Raw genomic sequence first — 17,642 nt, forward strand, 5'->3', positions numbered from 1 at the left:
GGGGCTATACTGCCTCGCAGGGGACGCTTCCCGCTACTTGCGGTTGGCCACATTCGTCGCTCGTTCGCGTTTTAGCGTTTCCGCTGTAGCTACGATACGTTTCGTCTGAAGTTTCCATCTGAAGTTCTGTTGCAGTGCGGGGGAGCACGCATGGATATCGCCGAACTGTTGGCGTTTTCGGTCAAGAACAAGGCATCCGACTTGCACCTGTCGGCCGGCCTGCCGCCGATGATCCGCGTCGACGGCGACGTGCGACGCATCAATATTCCGGCACTGGATCACAAACAGGTCCATTCGCTGGTCTACGACATCATGTCGGACAAGCAGCGTCGCGACTACGAAGAATTCCTCGAGGTCGACTTCTCGTTCGAGATTCCCGGCCTGGCCCGTTTCCGCGTCAACGCGTTCAACCAGAACCGCGGCGCCGGTGCGGTGTTCCGTACCATTCCTTCGGAAGTGCTGAGCCTGGAAGACCTGGGCTGCCCGCGCATCTTCAAGGAACTGATCGAGCAGCCGCAGGGCCTGATCCTGGTGACCGGACCGACCGGTTCGGGCAAGTCGACCACGCTCGCGGCGATGATCGACCACATCAACAAGAACGAGTACGCGCACATCCTCTCGGTCGAGGATCCGATCGAGTTCGTGCACACCTCGCAGAAGTGCCTGATCAACCAGCGCGAAGTCCACCGCGACACCCACGGCTTCAACGAGGCCCTGCGTTCGGCCTTGCGCGAAGACCCGGACTACATCCTGGTCGGCGAGTTGCGCGATCTCGAAACCATCCGCCTGGCGCTGACCGCGGCCGAAACCGGCCACTTGGTGTTCGGCACCCTGCATACCTCGTCCGCGGCCAAGACGGTGGACCGCATCATCGACGTGTTCCCGGCCGGCGAAAAGCCGATGGTGCGTTCGATGCTGTCGGAATCGCTGCGCGCGGTGATCTCGCAGGCGCTGCTGAAGAAGGTCGGCGGCGGCCGTACCGCGGCCTGGGAGATCATGGTCGGCATCCCGGCGGTGCGTAACCTGATCCGCGAGGACAAGGTCGCGCAGATGTATTCGGCGATCCAGACAGGCCAGAACCACGGCATGATGACCCTGGACCAGCACCTGCAGGACCTGGTGAAGCGCGGCATGATCCTGCGCCCGCAGGCCCGCGAGTACGCCAAGGACAAGCGTCTGTTCGACTAAGTGAAGCAGGTCCCGGTTGCCTGCGGTCGGTTGCTGGCACAGTGCCGGCGCCGACCCCTCAACCGCAGCGGCACGGCATCGTCTTTCAAGTTTCAGACCTCCCGAGGAGGCAGCCCCATGAGCACCATCGACTTCACCTCGTTCCTCAAGCTGATGGCGCACCAGAAGGCGTCGGACCTGTTCATCACCGCCGGCATGCCGCCGTCGATGAAGGTCCACGGCAAGATCTCGCCGATCACCCAGAATCCGCTGACCCCGCAACAGAGCCGCGATCTCGTGCTCAACGTCATGAACCCTCAGCAGCGCGAGGAGTTCGAGAAGACCCACGAGTGCAACTTCGCCATCGGCGTGACCGGCGTCGGCCGCTTCCGCGTCAGCTGCTTCTACCAGCGCAACCAGGTCGGCATGGTCCTGCGCCGCATCGAGACCAAGATCCCGACCGTCGAAGAGCTGAACCTGCCGCCGATCATCAAGACGCTGGCGATGACCAAGCGCGGCATCATCATCTTCGTCGGCGCGACCGGTACCGGTAAGTCGACCTCGCTGGCGGCGATGATCGGCTACCGCAACCTGAACTCGACCGGCCACATCATCACGATCGAGGACCCGATCGAGTTCGTGCACAAGCACGAGGGCTGCATCATCACCCAGCGCGAAGTCGGCATCGACACCGACAGCTGGGACGCCGCGCTCAAGAACACCCTGCGCCAGGCGCCGGACGTGATCATGATCGGCGAGGTGCGTACCCGCGAGGGCATGGACCACGCGATCGCCTTCGCCGAAACCGGTCACCTGGTGCTGTGCACCCTGCACGCCAACAACGCCAACCAGGCGATGGACCGCATCATCAACTTCTTCCCCGAGGACCGCCGCGGCCAGTTGCTGATGGACCTGTCGCTGAACCTCAAGGGCGTGGTCGCGCAGCAGCTGATCCCGACTCCGGACGGCAAGGGCCGCCGGGTGGCGATGGAAATCCTGCTGGGCACGCCGCTGATCCAGGATTACATCCGCGAAGGCGAGATCCACAAGCTCAAGGAAGTGATGAAGGAGTCGACCAACCTGGGCATGAAGACCTTCGACCAGGCCCTGTTCGAGCTCTATCAGGCCGGCGAGATCAGCTACGAAGACGCGCTGCGCTACGCCGACTCGCAGAACGAAGTGCGTCTGCGCATCAAACTCGCCCAGGGCGGCGACGCGCGCACCCTGGCCCAGGGCCTGGACGGCGTCGAGGTCGCGGAAGTGCGCTGACGCCGCGCCGCGGTTTCCGTCGCAACAAGAAGCCCGGCTGGTCCGGGCTTCTTGCCGTTTGGGCGTTACGCAGGCGCCGGGCGATCGGTGCCGCGAGAGTCCTAGATCTCGGCGCAATCTCGGCGCAAATCTCGGTGCAACGGGCCCACGCGCCTCCGGTTCCATCGGCATCGCCGGGCGCGTCGGCCCGCCCGACGGCCGGCGCCGTGTCCTGTCGCGCGCATCTGTATCGTTAGCCGCTAGCAGGGATGTAGCCAACGACACGGAGCATGTCGCATGACCAGCACCGATCACGGACCCGCAGCGTCCGGCCCGGACCGCACGCCCACGCCTGCCGGTGCGCATGAGCGCGGCACGGGTCCGCAACACGCGAACGCCGATGCGAACGCGGACGCGATGGCCGCGGCGATCGACGCCGCCGAGCGCGCCGCGATCGACGCCCGTCGCGCAGTCGCCGGTGTCGCCGGCCCCGAAAGCGGTCCGACCAGCACCATCGGCCTGGCCTTGTCCGGCGGCGGCGTTCGTAGCGCGACCTTCTGCCTGGGCCTGATCCGCGGCCTGGCCCAGAACGGTCTGTTGCCGCGCTTCGACTACCTGTCCACGGTCTCCGGCGGCGGTTACGCGGGCGCGGCGCTGGGGCGGTTGATCGCGTCCGTCGGCGTGGCCCAGGCGCAGGAACTGCTGCGTCGCAGCGATACCCTACTGCTGGGCTGGCTGCGCCGCTACGGCCGCTACCTGGTTCCGCGCGGTGCGCGCGACTACGGCGTCGCCATCGCCACCTATCTGCGCGCCGGCTTGGCGGTGCACCTGGAATTCGCGCTGCTGGCGATCGCGATCGGCGCGATCGTGGTCCTGCCGCACATGGTCCAGAGCCACACTTCGCTGCTTTCGCCGCAGGACTGGAGTGCGTGGCGCAGCGCGTGGTGGCCTCTGACGGCGTTGGTCTGGCTGTCGTTGGCGCCGGGCAATCTGATGGCCTACTGGGCGTTGCGCGATGTGGCGCCGAAGAACGCGGCCGTGCTCAGCGAGCGCGCGCGTTTCCGGCTTTGGGACATGGCCATGGTGCTGGGCCCGGCCGCCTTGGCGGTGCTGCTGTATCTGAGTCTGCCCAGCGCCGCGGTGCCGCTGCCCGGCTACTCGGGCAAGTTCCTCGCCTGCGTGGCGCTGGTCAGTATCGCCGCCTACGGCTTGTGGCTATGGCTGCGGATCGCGCGTGCGCGCGAGGATCGCGACACGGTCAACGCGCGCGAACGCGATCGACTGACCGCGCATCTGCGCTGGATCAATATCGCCGCCCTGCTGCCGGCGTTCGCGGGCCTGCTCGATTGGGCCAGCTGGAGCCTGCTCAAGACGCTGGAGTCCGGCGCGCTCTGGGTGTACGGCAGCGTCGGTCTGGGCAGCCTGCTGGTGATCGTGGTCCGCGCGTTCGGCGAGCCGATCCAGCGCCTGCTGTCGAGCGACGAGGGGCCGCGCCCCGGCCTGATGCCCTTGCTGATCAACGTGCTCGGCTTGGGCGCGACCCTGGTCTTGCTGGTGCTGTGGGTGACCGTGGTGCAGTGGTGGGTGTTCGGCGATCACGCCGGCGAGTCCGGCTGGCGCATCTGGGCGATGCAGCAGTCGACCCTGCAACGCGTGGGTTGGCTGATGCTGGGGCTGCTGGTCTGGTTCATCGGCACCGGCCTGCACACCGAAACCGTCAACACCACTTCGCTGCACGGTTTCTATCGCTCGCGTCTCACCCGTGCCTACCTGGCGGTGGGCAGCCGGCGCCGGTTCCCGGGCGAGGCCGTGCTCGGCGCGCGGCGCGCCAGTCCGGAAGAAGTGTCGAACATCGTCGAGACCGTGGACGACGACGATGTCGCCATGGCGCAGTACCGGCCCGACCTTCGCGGCGGCCCGCTGCATCTGGTCAACACCTGCCTCAACCAGACCCGCGGCGCCAGCAGCAAGCTCTACAACGCCGACCGCAAGGGCGTGCCGTTGGTGGCGAGCGCGTTCGGTCTGGAGGTCGGCCGCGACGGCGAACGCGCCCAGATCACGCCGCAGCGGCTGGACAAGCTCGGCCGCTGGATCGCGATCTCCGGCGCCGCGGCTTCGCCGGGCGCGGGCTCCAACACCACCACGGGTTGGGCGATGCTGCTGTTCCTGGTCGGGGCGCGTCTTGGATATTGGTTCGATACCGGCCGCGGCAACGCCCAGCTCGATCCGCCGATGGCCGGGGTCGGGCCGGCGCGCACTCACGGCCCCGGCAAATGGACGCTGGCGCTGGCGCGCAGCTGTCGCAATTCCAAGTTCGGGCGCCTGGTTTCGGAAGCCCTGGCGTCGTTCGACGGCGCCGCCGCGCGCGCCTGGTACCTGTCCGACGGCGGTCACTTCGACAACACCGGCGTGCACTCGCTGCTGCGGCGCCAGCTCGATTTCATCGTGCTGGCCGATTGCGGCGCCGACCCCCACTACGAGTACGCCGATCTGGAGAACCTGATCCGCAAGGCGCGCATCGACTTCGGCGCCGAGATCGAGTTCTACACCGAGGACAGCGCCTGCCACCTGCCGCTGATGCAGGACGAGCACATCTGCGTGCTGGCGCCGGAGAAGCTGCACGACAACTACACCGCGCGCGGGGTGATGCTGGCGCGCATCCGCTATCGTCCCGACCGGCAAGGCCGCAGCAAGCAGGGCACCTTGCTGGTGGTGAAGCCGAACCTGCATTTCGCGCTCGACAGCGATGTGCTGGCCTACGCGCGCCGCAATCCCGAATTCCCGCAGCAGCCGACCGCGGACCAGTTCTTCGACGAGGCGCAGTGGGAGAGTTACCACCGGCTCGGCGAGGACTTCGGCCGCGCCCTGAAGCCGGGTTGGCTGGAGCAACTGCCGGGATGGTCGGCACCGGTCGAGCCGCAGGACGCGCTGCCCTCGCTGCGCCGCCTGCGTCCGTCCACGGCGCAGGCCGACGAAGCGGTCAAGGCATTCTGGCGGCCGGAGACCAAGGCCGCGGCGATCAGCGCAGGCCTCGGCGCGGGCCTGGTCGCGACCCTGCTGGTGCCGGCCTGGACCGCGTTCGACAAATTCTCCGAACAACGCCGGCAGGAGGCGACCGCCTCCGGCGTGCGCCTCAAGGAACTGCGTCAAAAGCTGCCGTCCTGGGCCAGCGCCGGTGCCCTGGCGCCGGCCGGCGAGGAAAACGCCGATATCGACGAGGATCTGCAGGCGCTGCTCAACGGCGTCTATCAGCAAGTGCGGCGCGAGCGCGACCAGGTCAGTGCCGGCGGCGGCTTGGTCAAGAAGGTGCAGGCCAGTTGCGGCCTGGCGCCGTCGCGGTCGGTGGCCAAGGCCTGTCCGGCGGTGCAAAGCGCGCATCGCACGCTGTGCGAGGCGGTCTGCGATCCGCCTGCGCGCGATCCGTATTGGGAGCGCAGCACCGCGGCGACCGCGTTGGCGGTGCCGCTCGGCGCCATCGCAGCCGCGACCGATGCCGCGACCGATGCCGGCCGACCCATGGTGCGCGGCGCCGCTGCGCCGGGCGGCGCTTTGCCGAGCGCGTCCGACTTACCGGCGGGGGTGACCACCGCACCGCCGCAACAAACCGGCGCCAAGAAGCAGGTCGGCGCCGAGAAGCAGGCCAGCGTCGAGCCAGCGCGGCCATCGCCGACACTGGCCGTGCAGCAGGCCTGCGGTGCCTATCCAGTGGTGGTTTACGTGCAGGTCTACGACGAGGCGACGCGCAAGCGCGCGGCGGCCTTGCCCTGGACCCAGCTGAAGCCCGCCGCGACCATGCCCGGGATCGAGAACGTGGTGCGTTCGGCGCGCGCGCGCAATGCCGATCCGCCCAAGTCCTACCTGCAGCCGACCCTGGTCGTGCATCGCATGGACGACCAGGGCGCTTGCGCGGCCGCGCTCAAGGACTGGCTGACGCCGAACATCGCGGCCTGGTACGCCGGCACGACCGAGATCGAGCTGCTCAAGCTGCCCGGCGCGTTCAAGCCCGAGGAGCGCGTGATCGAACTGTGGTTGCCGAATGCGTCTCCGTAGCTACCGGCAGAGGCGCCGCTCGGACGCCGCCGTCTGCGGTGGATTTGGATTCCGTAGCCGTTGTGCCGCGAAGTCCGCAAGGACGCCTACGCACCAAAGCGGAGGTGTCCTTCGCTCGATCGGCCCGAAGGTGCTTGCCGGCCTACGGTAGCGTCCCTTCGTACCAACAGATCTCCCAGCTGTTCGGGTCGCCGCTGCCGCTGCAGCCGTGGTTGACGGAAATGTTGGGCAGTTGTCCATCCAGACTGCCGTATAGATTGGTGAGGAAGCCGGGCTCGACCTCGACCGGTTTGACATGGGTGCTGTCCAGTACCCGCGTCCACGTGCCGGTGAACGCATCTTCGCCTTCTGCGCGATAGACACAGACGGCCTTGGCGGTTCCCCATTCAGGGTGGTTGGGCCCGAACGGGCCATCGTTGTGGGTCTCGCAGACGTTGACCAGATAGTAGAAGTAATGGTCCTGATAGGCGCCCGGAGCGAATCCGATCGCAGAGTTGGCATGCGAGATGCCCGGCACGCCGTTGAGCGTGAGGCCTGCTTGGCTCAGTTCGCGCCGGGCTCCGAAATTGACGCCGTCGGCAGACTCTCGGTAGTAGTACTTAATGAGGCCGGCGCCGTCGACGAAGGTGTAGGTGGTGCGAACGCCGGCGCCGCCGCTTGCGCTCCATGCGACGGATTGACCGGTGCCATAGGTGCCGGTAATGCCTTCATCGATCACGGGTGCTTCGTGCTTGATCCAAAGCTTTCCGTCGTTCGAGAAAGCCACGCCGATCCTATTGTCGAGACCGGCGGTTCCGGGGCGCTCCGTGGTGTAGTAGAGCGCATAGGTGTAGGTCGTTCCGAAGTAGTTCCAGGTTCCGCGGGTCACGCTGGGGTCGCAAGTGTGGATGCCTTCCCACGGCAGGTCCGCACTGGGCAGGAAGCGATTGGATTGCAGGACCACCTGGGCGGGGCTCCAGGGGCCCGTCGCCGTGCGCTCCCGGTACTTGATGACGTCATGGCCGTCGAGATGTCCGCACCACCAGACCTTCTCCTTTCCGTCCAGGTCCAGCATGGCGCTGGGCGAATAGTCCCAGCCCGGCTGATCGAACAACAGTTCCCCGTCGTCGAAACTCGTTGCGTTGGCGTGTCCGTAAAACGCAGTGCATAGAACGGCGACGGCGAGGTAGAGGGTTTTGCTCACAGGAAGCTCCTTGAAGAAGAACGCGATCACCGGATAAAACCGGCGCGCGCCGAACGATGCCGATGCGTTCGAGCGCGACGGCGGAAACGATGGGCATTTTCGCCCGCCGTCGTCGCAGCAGGAGAGACGTTCGGTTGCGCAATTGGCAGCGGTCGGTTGCTTCTTCGGGCAGTTGTGCGGGGCGGCACAACCGCTGTGCTTGAATGCCGCAATTCGGCGCTTGGGCAGAACCCGGCTCGCTCAGCCCTTCGCCGCCCGTATCCACGGCGGCGGCGGCCGCAGCTTCGCCAGCGTGGCGTACACCGGGCAGGTCTCGCGGTGGCCGCCGGGCAGGTAGCCCAGGCTCATCAGGAATTCGTTGGTGATCTCGCCGCCGGTGAAGCGGAAGGTCTTCTTGAACAGCTTGACCCAGCCGGCCTTGTCGCGCGGGCGGTCGTCCAGGATCAGGTGTGCGTCCAGCCACTGCGCGAAACCGCCATGGCTGGCGCGCAGGGTCTGCACGACCTGGGCGTTGTGGATCGCCGCATCGACCTTGAGCCGGTTGCGGATGATGCCGGCGTCGGCCAGCAGGCGCTCGCGTTCGCGCTCGCCGTAGGCCGCCACGGTGTCGACGTCGAAACCGTCGTAGGCCAGGCGGAAACCCTCGCGCTTGCGCAGGATGGTTTCCCAGCTCAGGCCGGCCTGGTTGATCTCCAGGATCAGGCGCTCGAACAGCTCGGCCTCGGCGCGTTGCGGGAAGCCGTATTCGCGGTCGTGGTAAGGGCCGTGCAGAGGATGGCCCGGGGCGTAGTCGCAATAGCCGGACATGGTTCAGGAGCTTCCGCGAGGGCGCGAAACGGCGGCCGCGGCCGGCGCCGGGACACGGAGGGGCGACCGGGGCATGGCGCGGTTCCGAAGGGGCAAACCCCATGCTACGACGGATCGGCCGCGACCCGCGAGCGCGGCGCCCACGTTAGAATGGGCCCCATGTCCGTGATGCCCACGCCCCTGGCCAATCAGCTCCTGATCGCGCTGCCCGCGCTGTCGGACACCAATTTTTCGCGCAGCGTCGCTCTGATCTGCCAGCACGACGGCGACGGTGCCATGGGCATCGTGGTCAACCGCCCGTCCGAGTACACCCTGGGCGAGGTCTTCGGCCAGATGGGCGTGGACGGCGGCGACGATTCGCTGCGCTCGCAGGTCGTGCTCGCCGGCGGTCCGGTCCATCCGGAGCGCGGTTTCGTGCTGCACGACGGCGGCATGCAGTGGGATTCGACCCTGGCGATCGCCGATGCGCTGTTCCTGACCACTTCGCGCGACATCCTCGAAGCGATGGCGCGCGGCGAAGGTCCGGACAACGCGATCGTCGCGCTGGGCTGCGCCGGCTGGGGTTCGGGCCAGCTCGAACACGAACTGACCGAAAACGACTGGCTGACCGCGCCGGCCGACGCCGAATTGCTGTTCGATCTGCCGCTGGACGCGCGCTGGCAGGCCGCCGCGGGCCGCATCGGCGTCGATTTCGCGCACCTGGCCGATTACGCCGGCCACGCATGAACGCCGACGCCGACCAGCGCACAGGCATCCGGCGCGACGGCACGGTCCTGGGCTTCGATGTCGGCGCGCGCCGGATCGGCGTGGCCGTCGGCAGCGCCTTCGGCCATGGCGCGCGCGCACTGGCGGTGGTCGATGTGCACGGCCACGGCCCGGACTGGAGCGCGCTCGACCGCCTGCGCGGCGAATGGCGCCCGGACGGGCTGATCGTCGGCGACCCGATGACCCTGGAAGGCGGCGATCAGCCCGCCCGCGCCCGCGCCCACGCCTTCGCGCGCGAGCTGCACGCACGCTACAAATTGCCGGTGGTGCTCGTCGACGAGCGCTCCAGCTCGATCGAGGCCGCGCAGCGTTTCGCCGCCGACCGCGCCGAAGGCCGCAAGCGCCGGCGCGACGCCGAGGCGCTGGATGCGGTCGCCGCGGCGGTGATCGTCGAGCGCTACCTGGCCGCCCCCGACGACGCCACCGACCTGAACCAACTGCCCATCGCATGAATTCTCCGCTTTCGCATCCGACGCCGGCTTCCCCGCCGCGCCATCTGCTGACCCTGGACGGGATGTCGCGCGACGCGCTGACCGCGTTGCTGATCCGCGCCCAGGCCTTCGCCGAAGGCCATTACGACCGCCGGGCGCTGGACGGGCTGGCGGTGTGCACGCTGTTCTTCGAGCCGTCCACGCGCACCCGCATGAGCTTCCAGCTCGCGGCCCAGCGCCTGGGCGCGCACACCATCAACTTCGACGCCTCGACCTCGTCCACGCGCAAGGGCGAGACCGCGCTGGACACGCTCAAGAACCTCGAAGCCATGGGCGTGCGCGGTTTCGTGATCCGCCACCACGAGGACGGCGCGGTCGCCGCGCTGGCCGAGCACGTCAATCCGGGCACGAGCCTGGTCAACGCCGGCGACGGCCGCAGCGCCCATCCGACCCAGGGTCTGCTCGACATGCTGACCCTGCGCCAGGCCAAGGGCGTCGATTTCTCGGCGTTGCGCGTGCTGATCGTCGGCGACGTGCGCCATTCGCGCGTCGCCCGTTCGGACCTGCATGCGCTGCGCGCGCTGGGCACGGGCGAGATCCGGATCTGCGGCCCGGCCTCGCTGCTGCCCGACGACGGCACGCTGCGCGGCTGCACGGTCTCCCAGGACTTCGACGCTGCGCTGGAGGGCGTGGATGCGGTGATGATGCTGCGTCTGCAGCGCGAACGCATGGAAGAGGGCCTGGTGGCGTCGCTGGACGACTACCACCGCGACTACGGCCTCACTGCGGCGCGCCTCAAGCGTGCCGCTGCGGACGCGGTGGTCATGCATCCGGGCCCGATCAATCGCGGCGTCGAGATCACCGACGAAGTCGCCGACGGCGCGCAATCGCTGATCCTGACCCAGGTCGCCAACGGCGTCGCCGCGCGCATGGCGGTACTCGAAGCCCTGCTCAAGGGCTGATCCCACACTAAAGACGCCGCCCATCCCTGCGCGGCCGGAAGGACTGCAAGATGATCGTGAAAGACAGCAATGGCACCACATTGGCCGACGGCGACTCGGTGCTCGTGATCAAGGACCTGAAGGTGAAGGGCACTTCAGTGACGCTCAAGCGCGGCACCCTGTGCAAGAACATCCGCCTGACCGACGACGAAGAGCTGATCGAATGCAACGTCGAAAAGGTCAAAGGGCTGGTGCTGCGGACCGAGTTCCTGAAGAAGGCTTGACCTGAAGAAGGCTGGATCGGCGGCGAGGGGCGCAATCCCCTAGTGCCGACGCTGCCGCCACAGCCACGCCCACAGTTCGGCGGTCGCGTACGCCGGGTCCCAGGCGTTGTGGTTGGCTTGCGCGAACTCGGTGTAGCGCACGTCGCCGCCGGCCTGCTTCAGGGCTTCGACCATGCGTCGCGACTGTTCGGGCGGCACGACATCGTCGCGCGCGCCGTGGAAGGCCCACACCGGAATGCGGTGCAGGCGCTGGGCGGCGATGGTGAACGGGTCGTCGGCCGTCGCCACCTCGTGCAGGTACAGATCGCCGATCGCGGCCGGCGCGGTGACGCCGCCGCAGATCGGAACCAGCGCGGCGAAGCGGTCGGGTTGCATCAGGGCCAGTTCATAGACGCCGTAGCCGCCACGCGACAGGCCGGTCAGCGCGACCCGGTCGGGGTCGCCGCCGAATTCGCCCATCGCCGCGTCCAGGGCGGCCAGCGCCATGCGCGCGGTCTCGCCGGTCCAGGAGGCGCCCTCGGGCGACTGCGGGAACACCGCGATCGCGGGGAAGTCGTCGCGCATGCGGCCGATGTAGGGGCCCAGCCCGGCCGCGAGCTGGCGCTGGTTGTCGTCGCCGCGCTCGCCCGAGCCGTGCAGGAACAGCACGACCGGCGGCCGCGCCCCGCCGGCGCTGCGGGAGGGCACGAACACCTGATAGCGATACGTCCTGCCGTCCAGGTCGAGGGCACGGGCGACGAAGGCCCCGTGCTGGCGGCTCGCCGGCGTGTGCGTGCAGGAGCCCGCGGCCATCAGCGCGAACAACAGGAAGATCGCCCATTGGCGGGCGGGTAGTGCGCGCAGCATCGTGCTGTCCAGGGCGTCCTTGTTGGTCGCATGATTCCGCGCGATTTCGGCGCTGTCCATGCGCGATTCGGCGATTTGACGCGACCGCCACATCGGGACAAGTCCGCGGTCACGTTCCGCCGCGTAATCGCGCCGGCCTGCTCAATCGTGCGGATGGTTGGGCGATCGAATGGCGGCATCGGATTCGCTCGAAGGATGGCGCCGGCGATAAGCCAGCCCTGTGCGCCGCACTCAACGCAGCAGGATCAGCGTCGCCAGGCCGAGGAAGCTCAGGAAGCCCATCACATCGGTCAGCGTGGTCAGCACTACGCCGCCGGCCAGGGCCGGGTCGAAGCCCAGGCGCTTGAGCGTGACCGGCACCAGCACGCCGCCGGCGGCGGCGGTCAGCAGGTTGACGGTCAGGGCGACGCCGATCACCAGCGACAGCCCCGGCTGGCGGAACCACAGCAGCACGATCAGCCCCAGGCCGACGCCCAGCACCAGGCCGTTGATCAGAGCGACCGAGAGTTCCTTGCGCAGCAACACGCCGACGTTGGAAGCGCCGATCTGGCCCAGGGCCAGGCCCCGGATCATCAGCGCCAGCACCTGGGTGCCGGCGTTGCCGCCCATGCCGGCGACGATCGGCATCAGTGCGGCCAGCGCGACCAGCTTGGCGATGGAGTCCTCGAACTGGCCGACCACGCTGGCGGCCAGGAAGGCGGTGCACAGATTGACGCTGAGCCAGATCAGGCGGCGCCGGAACGCGCGCCGCACCGGGCTGAACAGGTCCTCGTCCTCGTCCAGGCCGGCCGCGCTCAAGGCCTGGTGCTCGGCCTGGTCGCGGATGATGTCGACCACGTCGTCGATGGTGATGCGGCCGAGCAGGATGTTGTTGTCGTCGACGACCGGGGCGCTGATCCAGTCGTGGTCGGAGAACTGGCGCGCGACTTCGGACGCGGTCTCGGTCATGTCGATCGCCGGCTGCTCGTCGTCGATCAGCTTGTTGATCGGGGTGCCGGGCTCGTGGGTCAGCAACGCGGCCAGGGCGATCCGGCCCAGGTACTGGTGGCGGCGGCTGACCACGTACAGGTGGTCGGTGTGTTCGGGCAGTTCGCCGCGCAGGCGCAGGTAACGCAGGACCACGTCGATGGTGGTGTCGGCGCGCACCGTGACCACATCCGGGTTCATCAGGCGGCCGGCGGTGTCCTCCGGGTACGACAGCACCTGCTCCAGGCGCTCGCGGTTCTCGCGGTCCATCGACTTGAGGACTTCGTCGATGACGGTGTCGGGCAGGTCTTCGACCAGGTCGGCGAGGTCGTCGATGTCGAGGTCTTCGACCGCGGCGACGATCTCGTCGGTGTCCATGTCCGCGAGCAGGCTTTCGCGCACTTCGTCGCCGACGTGGACCAGCACCTCGCCGTCGTCTTCGGGATCGACCAGGCCCCAGACCACCACGCGCTTGGCGGGCGGCAGCGATTCGAGCAGGTTGCCGATCTCGGCGGGGGAGAGGGTGTTGACCAGGCGGCGGACCGGCCCCAGACGGCCGCTGTCGAGCGCGTCGGAAAGCAGTCGCAGCTGACGTGCGGTCTTGTCGTGGCGGACGGCTTCGGCCATGCGGTACTTCCGTTGGCGCGTCGCGGCCACGAGGGCGGCGACTGGGTTAAGCGTTCATAGGGGCATTATCGCCCGCGTCGGCGGCAAAGCCCAGCAAAATCGGCGTTACGACGATGACTCGTGTCGCGTGCGGATGCGTGTTCGCAGGCCATGGGCCCGATGCGAACGCGCGCTGGCGACCGGCTCGCCGCACTTTCGCGGGACAGTCCGGTCCCGCATCGGGCCCGGCCGCGCATGTTGGCCACAATGCGCGTGCCGGCGAGATCGCGGCGTCTACGCATCAGGAGGATGCATGAACATCAGAACGCTGGTCCTGCTCGGACTGATCGTCGCGATCGGCGACGCCCACGCCGAGCAGGGTTGCCCGGACGGCCAATATCCGGGCGGCAATCCGACCGGGCAGCTGTGCATTCCGCTCCCCGGCTACGGTCTCAACGGCGACAGCAAACCCGCCGACGCGGCGCCCGACACGCCGCAGGCGATCAAGCGCGAGTACAAGGCCTGGGCCGCGATCGCCCACGACCCGGGCAAGCGCAGTCTGGGCATGGCCGGGCAGGACAACGGCATCAGCGAGAAAAAGGAAGCCGAGCAGGCCGCGCTCGAAGCCTGCCGCGACAACGGCGGCGGCACCGGCTGCGCGATCCTGCTGAGCTACCGCTCCGAATGCGCGGCGATCGCGGTGGGGATGGGCGCGGACGGCAACGCCGCGCTGTTCGCCGACAAGGGCCGCAGCGAAGCGCAGGCGCTGGCGACTGCGCTCGCGCGCTGCGCCAAGAGCGCGCAGAGGTGCCAGAAGCTCAACAGCAACTGCGTGACCGGGAGTTTCCACTTCGACGGCTGGCGCTGAACGCCGCCGCGGTCCCGTTGCCGTGGGGCGCGGCGTGAGCCGCGCTAGCTCGCTTCGACTGCCGGTACGGTCGCGGCAGAGGCTGCTCCTGCATCGCTCATCGACGACGGATTTGGTCTCGCGGCCGCAACCGCCCGACTCAACACGAGCGCAACCAGGCCTCGATCGCCTTGCGGTCGCGCGCGCGCAGCAGGGCCGGCGCGCGCGCGCGCAGCGCGCCCAGGTCCAGTTCGCGGATCGCACGGCGCAGTTCCAGCAAGGTCGCCGGGTGCAGGCTGAATTCCTCCAGCCCCAGCGCCAGCAGCAGCGGCGCGAACGCCGGGTCGCCGGCCATCTCGCCGCATACCGCCACCGATTTGCCGCGCGCCTTGGACAGGCGGATCACGTCGCGGATCAGCCGCAGCACGGCCGGGTGCAGCGGCGTGTAGAGCTCGCCCAGGGCTTCGTTGTTGCGGTCGGCGGCGAGCAGGTACTGGATCAGGTCGTTGGTGCCGATCGACAGGAAGTCGATCGCGCCGATGAAGCTGGGCAGGGCGATGGCGGCCGCGGGCACTTCGATCATCGCGCCCAGCGGGACCTGCTCGGCGATGTCGTGGCCTTCGCGGCGCAGGTCGACCGCGACCCGGTCGAGCATGCGGCGCACGCGCCGGACCTCCTCGCGCGAGCTCACCATCGGCACCAGCACCCGCAGCGGGCCGTAGTTTGAAGCCCGCAGCAGCGCACGCAGCTGGGTTTCGAGCAGGCCGTCGCGGGCCAGCGACAGGCGCACGCCGCGCAGGCCCAGGGCCGGATTGGGTTCGTCGCGCAAGGCCAGGCCGGTGCGGTCGGCCTTGTCCGCGCCCAGGTCGAGCGTGCGGATGGTGACCGAGCGACCGGTCATGCCCAGGACCACGTCGCGGTAGGCGCGGAACTGTTCTTCCTCGGTCGGCAGCTCGTTGCGCTGCAGGAACAGGAATTCGGTGCGGTACAGGCCGACGCCGGCCGCCCCCAGGGCGTGCGCTTCGGCCACGTCCTCGCGAGATTCGGCATTGGCGTAGAGACGGATGTCGACGCCGTCGACGGTGCGGGTCGGTTCGCGGCGCAGGCGGTGCAGCTGCTTGCGCTCGCGCGCGTGTTCGCGCATGCGGTCGCGGTGCGCTCGCAGGTCGTCGGCGTCGGGTTCCAGGATCACCGTGCCGCTGCTGCCGTCGACGGTCAGGGCATCGCCGTCGTTGATCTTGAGCAGGGCCTGGGCGGCGCCGACCACCAGCGGCAAGTGCAGGCTGCGCGCCAGGATGGCGCTGTGCGACAGCGCGCTGCCGGCGGAGGTGACGATCGCCAGCACGCCCTGGGCCTGCAGCTGCGCCAGTTCGGCCGGCGCGACGTTGTCGGTGACCAGGATTTCGCCGGCCACGCCCTGCATCTCGCCGGCGCGGCGGTGCAGGGCGGCGTGGATGCGGCCGATCACCTGGTCGATGTCGTCGACGCGGCTGCGGAAGTAGGCGTCGTCCATGGCCTCGAACACCGCGGCGATGCGGTCGCGTTGCAGGCGCAGGGCGTAGTCGGCGGCGTAGCGGCCGGTGCGGATCAGTTCGTCCAGGCCATGCAGCAGTTCGGGGTCGTCGAGCAGCAGGGTGTGCAGGTCGAGGAACTCGCCGACCTCGTGCGCGAGCGCGCCGTGCAGGCGGTCGCGCAGCGAGTGCATTTCCCCGCGCACGGTTTCGATGGCGGCGTGCAGGCGTGCCAGTTCGGCCTCGACCTGGGCCGGCTCGATCCGTTCCTCGGCGACTTCCAGCGCATGCGGCAGGCGGACCCGGGCGCGGCCCAGGGCGCTGCCACGCGACGCGCCATGTCCGAAGAACGCTTGCCTCATCGAGTCTGCCTCACTGCCGCGCCCTCGCTCAGCTGTCTTCGTCGAAACGGCGATCGAACAGCGCGATCACCGCGTCGGCCGCGGAGGTTTCGTCTTCGCCCTCGACCCGCAGCTTGACCGAGGTGCCCTGGCCGGCGGCGAGCAGCATCACGCCCATGATGCTCTTGGCGTTGACCTCGCGGCCTTTGGCGGTAAGCGTGGCGGAGCTGCGGAAGCCGGAGAGCACCTGCACCAGCTTGGCGGTGGCGCGCGCGTGCAGGCCCAGGCGGTTGGAGACGGTCAGTTCGCGTTCGATCATTGCGGGTTCCTCAAAAGCCGTCTCGTCGTTGCGGTGTTGCGGTGTGGTCTGGGGTAGGACATCAGGCCTCGTCGATGATCACGCCGTTGCGCGCGCCGGCCGCGGCGACCGCGGGCAGTTCGTCCAGTTCGAGGTCGGAATAGTTCAATACGCGCAGCAGCATCGGCAGGCTCAGCGCCGAGACCCGGCGCACCGGCGTGCCCAGGCGGGCGACGCGGGCGGCGAGGTTGCTCGGCGATGCGCCGTACAGGTCGGTCAGCACCAGCACGCCCTGGCCGCCGTCGACGCGGCGCAGCGCGGCGCTGGCCATCGGCAGCAGCAGGTCGTGATCGGCGTCGAACGGCACTTCCAGCGCTTCCACCTTCAGCGGCAGCGGGCGCAGCAAACGGCTCGCCACCGCGACCAGCGCGTTGCCGATGCCTTCGTGGGTGATGAGGAGGATGCCGACGCTCATGCAGCCAACTTAACAGACGCCGGTGACAGGCCGGAAGCGTCTGAAGCGCTGCGGATGCGATTTTGCGAGCGGCGTCGGCGACTGCTGCGGCACGGGCAGCCCGGAGGCTGCCCGTGCATGGGGCGGACCGGCGGCGGGGCCGTCAGTGGGCCGGCTGCTTGGTGTCGGTCTTGGGCTCGTCCGGCGGGGTCTGGGTGGAGGTGCCTTCGACCGGGGGAGGTGTGCCGGTATCGGTGGCCGGCGGTGGCGGGGTGGTGGTGTCGGTCGGTGGGGCGGCCGTGTCCGCGGGCGGCGCGGTGGTGTCGGCCGGTGCGGTGTCGGCGGCCGGCGGCGGCAGTTCCCCGGCCGGCGGTTCGGGCTTGTTGCAGGCACCGAGCGCAACGGTGGCCAGCAGCGCGCCCAGGGCCAGCGCCAACTTGCGATAAGCGAAAGTGTTCATGTGGGGCTCCTTGGTTTCGGGCCGGCCCGCGAGCGCAGTGCGCTCGCCGGCATCGGCTTACTTGCGTTTTTCGCCGTCGTGGCGGTCGCGCCCGGCGAGGTACTCGGCTTGGCTGAGCGCGCCGTCGCCGTCCTGATCGCGGGCGACGAACTCGGCGCTGAGCTTGCTGTCGATCGCGGCTTCGGCCTTGCTGATCTTGCCGTCGCTGTCGACGTCGTACTCGGCGAAGGTGGGAGTGATGCCGGCGGCGTCCTTCGACGGCAGGGGTTGCGAGACCTCGCCGCGGGCGGTCGGCGGCGGGTCCTGCGGCGAGTTGGATTGAGCGAGCGCCAGAGGCGTCGCCAATGCTGCGGACAGCGCGATCAACCACGGCAGCGGGGTGCGAATGGGTGAGGTCATCGTCGGTGCTCCGGTGTGGACGCAGTGCGCTGCGGACA

The 17,642-nt window shown here is 68.8% G+C and carries 16 protein-coding genes and 1 pseudogene; 8 read left to right on the forward strand and 9 right to left on the reverse strand.

Going from position 1 to position 17,642, the window contains the following annotated elements; translation table 11 throughout:
- Positions 1–150: 150 nt before the first annotated feature.
- From ASD78_RS05975 to ASD78_RS05985, 3 genes are all read left to right on the forward strand, one after another.
- Positions 151–1,188 (forward strand): type IV pilus twitching motility protein PilT, encoded by a 1,038-nt coding sequence (locus ASD78_RS05975; protein WP_055903397.1) that lies wholly within the window; start codon positions 151–153, stop codon positions 1,186–1,188.
- Positions 1,189–1,305: 117 nt separating this feature from the next.
- Entirely contained in the window at positions 1,306–2,436 is a 1,131-nt protein-coding gene (locus ASD78_RS05980; RefSeq protein WP_055903394.1) for a PilT/PilU family type 4a pilus ATPase, read from the forward strand.
- Between the two features lie 276 nt (positions 2,437–2,712).
- Positions 2,713–6,465: a hypothetical protein gene (locus ASD78_RS05985; RefSeq protein ID WP_056099128.1), complete on the forward strand. Its 3,753-nt coding sequence runs from the start codon at positions 2,713–2,715 to the stop codon at positions 6,463–6,465.
- 142 nt (positions 6,466–6,607) lie between these two features.
- Here ASD78_RS05985 and ASD78_RS05990 read toward each other — a convergent pair whose 3' ends face one another.
- Both ASD78_RS05990 and ASD78_RS05995 read right to left on the reverse strand, forming a co-directional pair.
- Positions 6,608–7,648 carry a hypothetical protein gene (locus tag ASD78_RS05990; RefSeq protein WP_235565820.1) on the reverse strand — a complete coding sequence of 347 codons (1,041 nt, stop codon included), beginning with the start codon at positions 7,646–7,648 and terminating at the stop codon, positions 6,608–6,610.
- A 240-nt stretch (positions 7,649–7,888) separates the two neighbouring features.
- A complete protein-coding gene (locus ASD78_RS05995) occupies positions 7,889–8,455 on the reverse strand; it encodes a DNA-3-methyladenine glycosylase I (RefSeq protein WP_055903387.1) in 567 nt (188 codons plus the stop codon).
- A gap of 159 nt (positions 8,456–8,614) precedes the next feature.
- Between ASD78_RS05995 and ASD78_RS06000 the strand changes: the two genes are divergently transcribed.
- From ASD78_RS06000 to ASD78_RS06015, 4 genes and pseudogenes are all read left to right on the forward strand, one after another.
- Positions 8,615–9,181: a YqgE/AlgH family protein gene (locus ASD78_RS06000; RefSeq protein WP_055904021.1), complete on the forward strand. Its 567-nt coding sequence runs from the start codon at positions 8,615–8,617 to the stop codon at positions 9,179–9,181.
- Positions 9,178–9,672, forward strand: a complete 495-nt coding sequence (gene ruvX, locus ASD78_RS06005) for a Holliday junction resolvase RuvX (protein ID WP_056099132.1) — start codon at positions 9,178–9,180, stop codon at positions 9,670–9,672. The genes ASD78_RS06000 and ruvX overlap by 4 nt, the downstream gene beginning before the upstream one ends.
- Positions 9,669–10,613 carry an aspartate carbamoyltransferase catalytic subunit gene (locus tag ASD78_RS06010; protein WP_056099136.1) on the forward strand — a complete coding sequence of 315 codons (945 nt, stop codon included), beginning with the start codon at positions 9,669–9,671 and terminating at the stop codon, positions 10,611–10,613. The genes ruvX and ASD78_RS06010 overlap by 4 nt, the downstream gene beginning before the upstream one ends.
- Before the next feature lie 53 nt (positions 10,614–10,666).
- Positions 10,667–10,876 (forward strand): annotated as a pseudogene (locus tag ASD78_RS06015) (alkylphosphonate utilization protein); the annotation flags it as partial.
- Positions 10,877–10,915: 39 nt separating this feature from the next.
- On the opposite strand, the gene ASD78_RS06020 reads toward ASD78_RS06015, so the two are convergent.
- Entirely contained in the window at positions 10,916–11,722 is an 807-nt protein-coding gene (locus ASD78_RS06020) for a prolyl oligopeptidase family serine peptidase (protein WP_055904018.1), read from the reverse strand.
- A gap of 231 nt (positions 11,723–11,953) precedes the next feature.
- On the reverse strand, positions 11,954–13,315 hold the full coding sequence (mgtE, locus tag ASD78_RS06025) for a magnesium transporter (protein WP_055903373.1): 1,362 nt from the start codon (positions 13,313–13,315) through the stop codon (positions 11,954–11,956).
- Between the two features lie 292 nt (positions 13,316–13,607).
- On the opposite strand from mgtE, the gene ASD78_RS06030 reads away from it, so the two are divergent.
- Positions 13,608–14,162 (forward strand): DUF4189 domain-containing protein, encoded by a 555-nt coding sequence (locus ASD78_RS06030; protein WP_056099142.1) that lies wholly within the window; start codon positions 13,608–13,610, stop codon positions 14,160–14,162.
- Positions 14,163–14,301: 139 nt separating this feature from the next.
- On the opposite strand, the gene ptsP is transcribed toward ASD78_RS06030, so the two are convergent.
- The 5 genes from ptsP to ASD78_RS06055 form a co-directional block, all read right to left on the reverse strand.
- Entirely contained in the window at positions 14,302–16,014 is a 1,713-nt protein-coding gene (gene ptsP / locus ASD78_RS06035; RefSeq protein ID WP_056099145.1) for a phosphoenolpyruvate--protein phosphotransferase, read from the reverse strand.
- A gap of 28 nt (positions 16,015–16,042) precedes the next feature.
- Positions 16,043–16,312, reverse strand: a complete 270-nt coding sequence (locus ASD78_RS06040; RefSeq protein WP_055903365.1) for an HPr family phosphocarrier protein — start codon at positions 16,310–16,312, stop codon at positions 16,043–16,045.
- Between the two features lie 61 nt (positions 16,313–16,373).
- Positions 16,374–16,766, reverse strand: coding sequence for a PTS fructose IIA subunit family protein (locus ASD78_RS06045; RefSeq protein WP_055903362.1), 393 nt, complete (start codon positions 16,764–16,766; stop codon positions 16,374–16,376).
- Positions 16,767–16,908: 142 nt separating this feature from the next.
- Positions 16,909–17,205 carry a hypothetical protein gene (locus ASD78_RS21170; RefSeq protein ID WP_056099148.1) on the reverse strand — a complete coding sequence of 99 codons (297 nt, stop codon included), beginning with the start codon at positions 17,203–17,205 and terminating at the stop codon, positions 16,909–16,911.
- Positions 17,206–17,262: 57 nt separating this feature from the next.
- Positions 17,263–17,604, reverse strand: coding sequence for a hypothetical protein (locus ASD78_RS06055; RefSeq protein ID WP_156087599.1), 342 nt, complete (start codon positions 17,602–17,604; stop codon positions 17,263–17,265).
- Between the last annotated feature and the right edge of the window lie 38 nt (positions 17,605–17,642).

This window comes from Lysobacter sp. Root667 (assembly GCF_001427715.1).
In the GTDB taxonomy this organism is placed as follows: Bacteria; Pseudomonadota; Gammaproteobacteria; order Xanthomonadales; family Xanthomonadaceae; genus Lysobacter.

What these genes read in the sequence shown, in the direction of transcription:
- ASD78_RS05975 (WP_055903397.1), top strand. Translation starts at nt 151, where the DNA reads ATGGATATCGCCGAACTGTTGGCGTTTTCGGTCAAGAACAAGGCATCC.
- ASD78_RS05980 (WP_055903394.1), top strand. Translation starts at nt 1,306, where the DNA reads ATGAGCACCATCGACTTCACCTCGTTCCTCAAGCTGATGGCGCACCAG.
- ASD78_RS05985 (WP_056099128.1), top strand. Translation starts at nt 2,713, where the DNA reads ATGACCAGCACCGATCACGGACCCGCAGCGTCCGGCCCGGACCGCACG.
- ASD78_RS05995 (WP_055903387.1), bottom strand. Translation starts at nt 8,455, where the DNA reads ATGTCCGGCTATTGCGACTACGCCCCGGGCCATCCTCTGCACGGCCCT.
- ASD78_RS06000 (WP_055904021.1), top strand. Translation starts at nt 8,615, where the DNA reads ATGTCCGTGATGCCCACGCCCCTGGCCAATCAGCTCCTGATCGCGCTG.
- ruvX (WP_056099132.1), top strand. Translation starts at nt 9,178, where the DNA reads ATGAACGCCGACGCCGACCAGCGCACAGGCATCCGGCGCGACGGCACG.
- ASD78_RS06010 (WP_056099136.1), top strand. Translation starts at nt 9,669, where the DNA reads ATGAATTCTCCGCTTTCGCATCCGACGCCGGCTTCCCCGCCGCGCCAT.
- ASD78_RS06020 (WP_055904018.1), bottom strand. Translation starts at nt 11,722, where the DNA reads ATGCTGCGCGCACTACCCGCCCGCCAATGGGCGATCTTCCTGTTGTTC.
- mgtE (WP_055903373.1), bottom strand. Translation starts at nt 13,315, where the DNA reads ATGGCCGAAGCCGTCCGCCACGACAAGACCGCACGTCAGCTGCGACTG.
- ASD78_RS06030 (WP_056099142.1), top strand. Translation starts at nt 13,608, where the DNA reads ATGAACATCAGAACGCTGGTCCTGCTCGGACTGATCGTCGCGATCGGC.
- ptsP (WP_056099145.1), bottom strand. Translation starts at nt 16,014, where the DNA reads ATGAGGCAAGCGTTCTTCGGACATGGCGCGTCGCGTGGCAGCGCCCTG.
- ASD78_RS06040 (WP_055903365.1), bottom strand. Translation starts at nt 16,312, where the DNA reads ATGATCGAACGCGAACTGACCGTCTCCAACCGCCTGGGCCTGCACGCG.
- ASD78_RS06045 (WP_055903362.1), bottom strand. Translation starts at nt 16,766, where the DNA reads ATGAGCGTCGGCATCCTCCTCATCACCCACGAAGGCATCGGCAACGCG.
- ASD78_RS21170 (WP_056099148.1), bottom strand. Translation starts at nt 17,205, where the DNA reads ATGAACACTTTCGCTTATCGCAAGTTGGCGCTGGCCCTGGGCGCGCTG.
- ASD78_RS06055 (WP_156087599.1), bottom strand. Translation starts at nt 17,604, where the DNA reads ATGACCTCACCCATTCGCACCCCGCTGCCGTGGTTGATCGCGCTGTCC.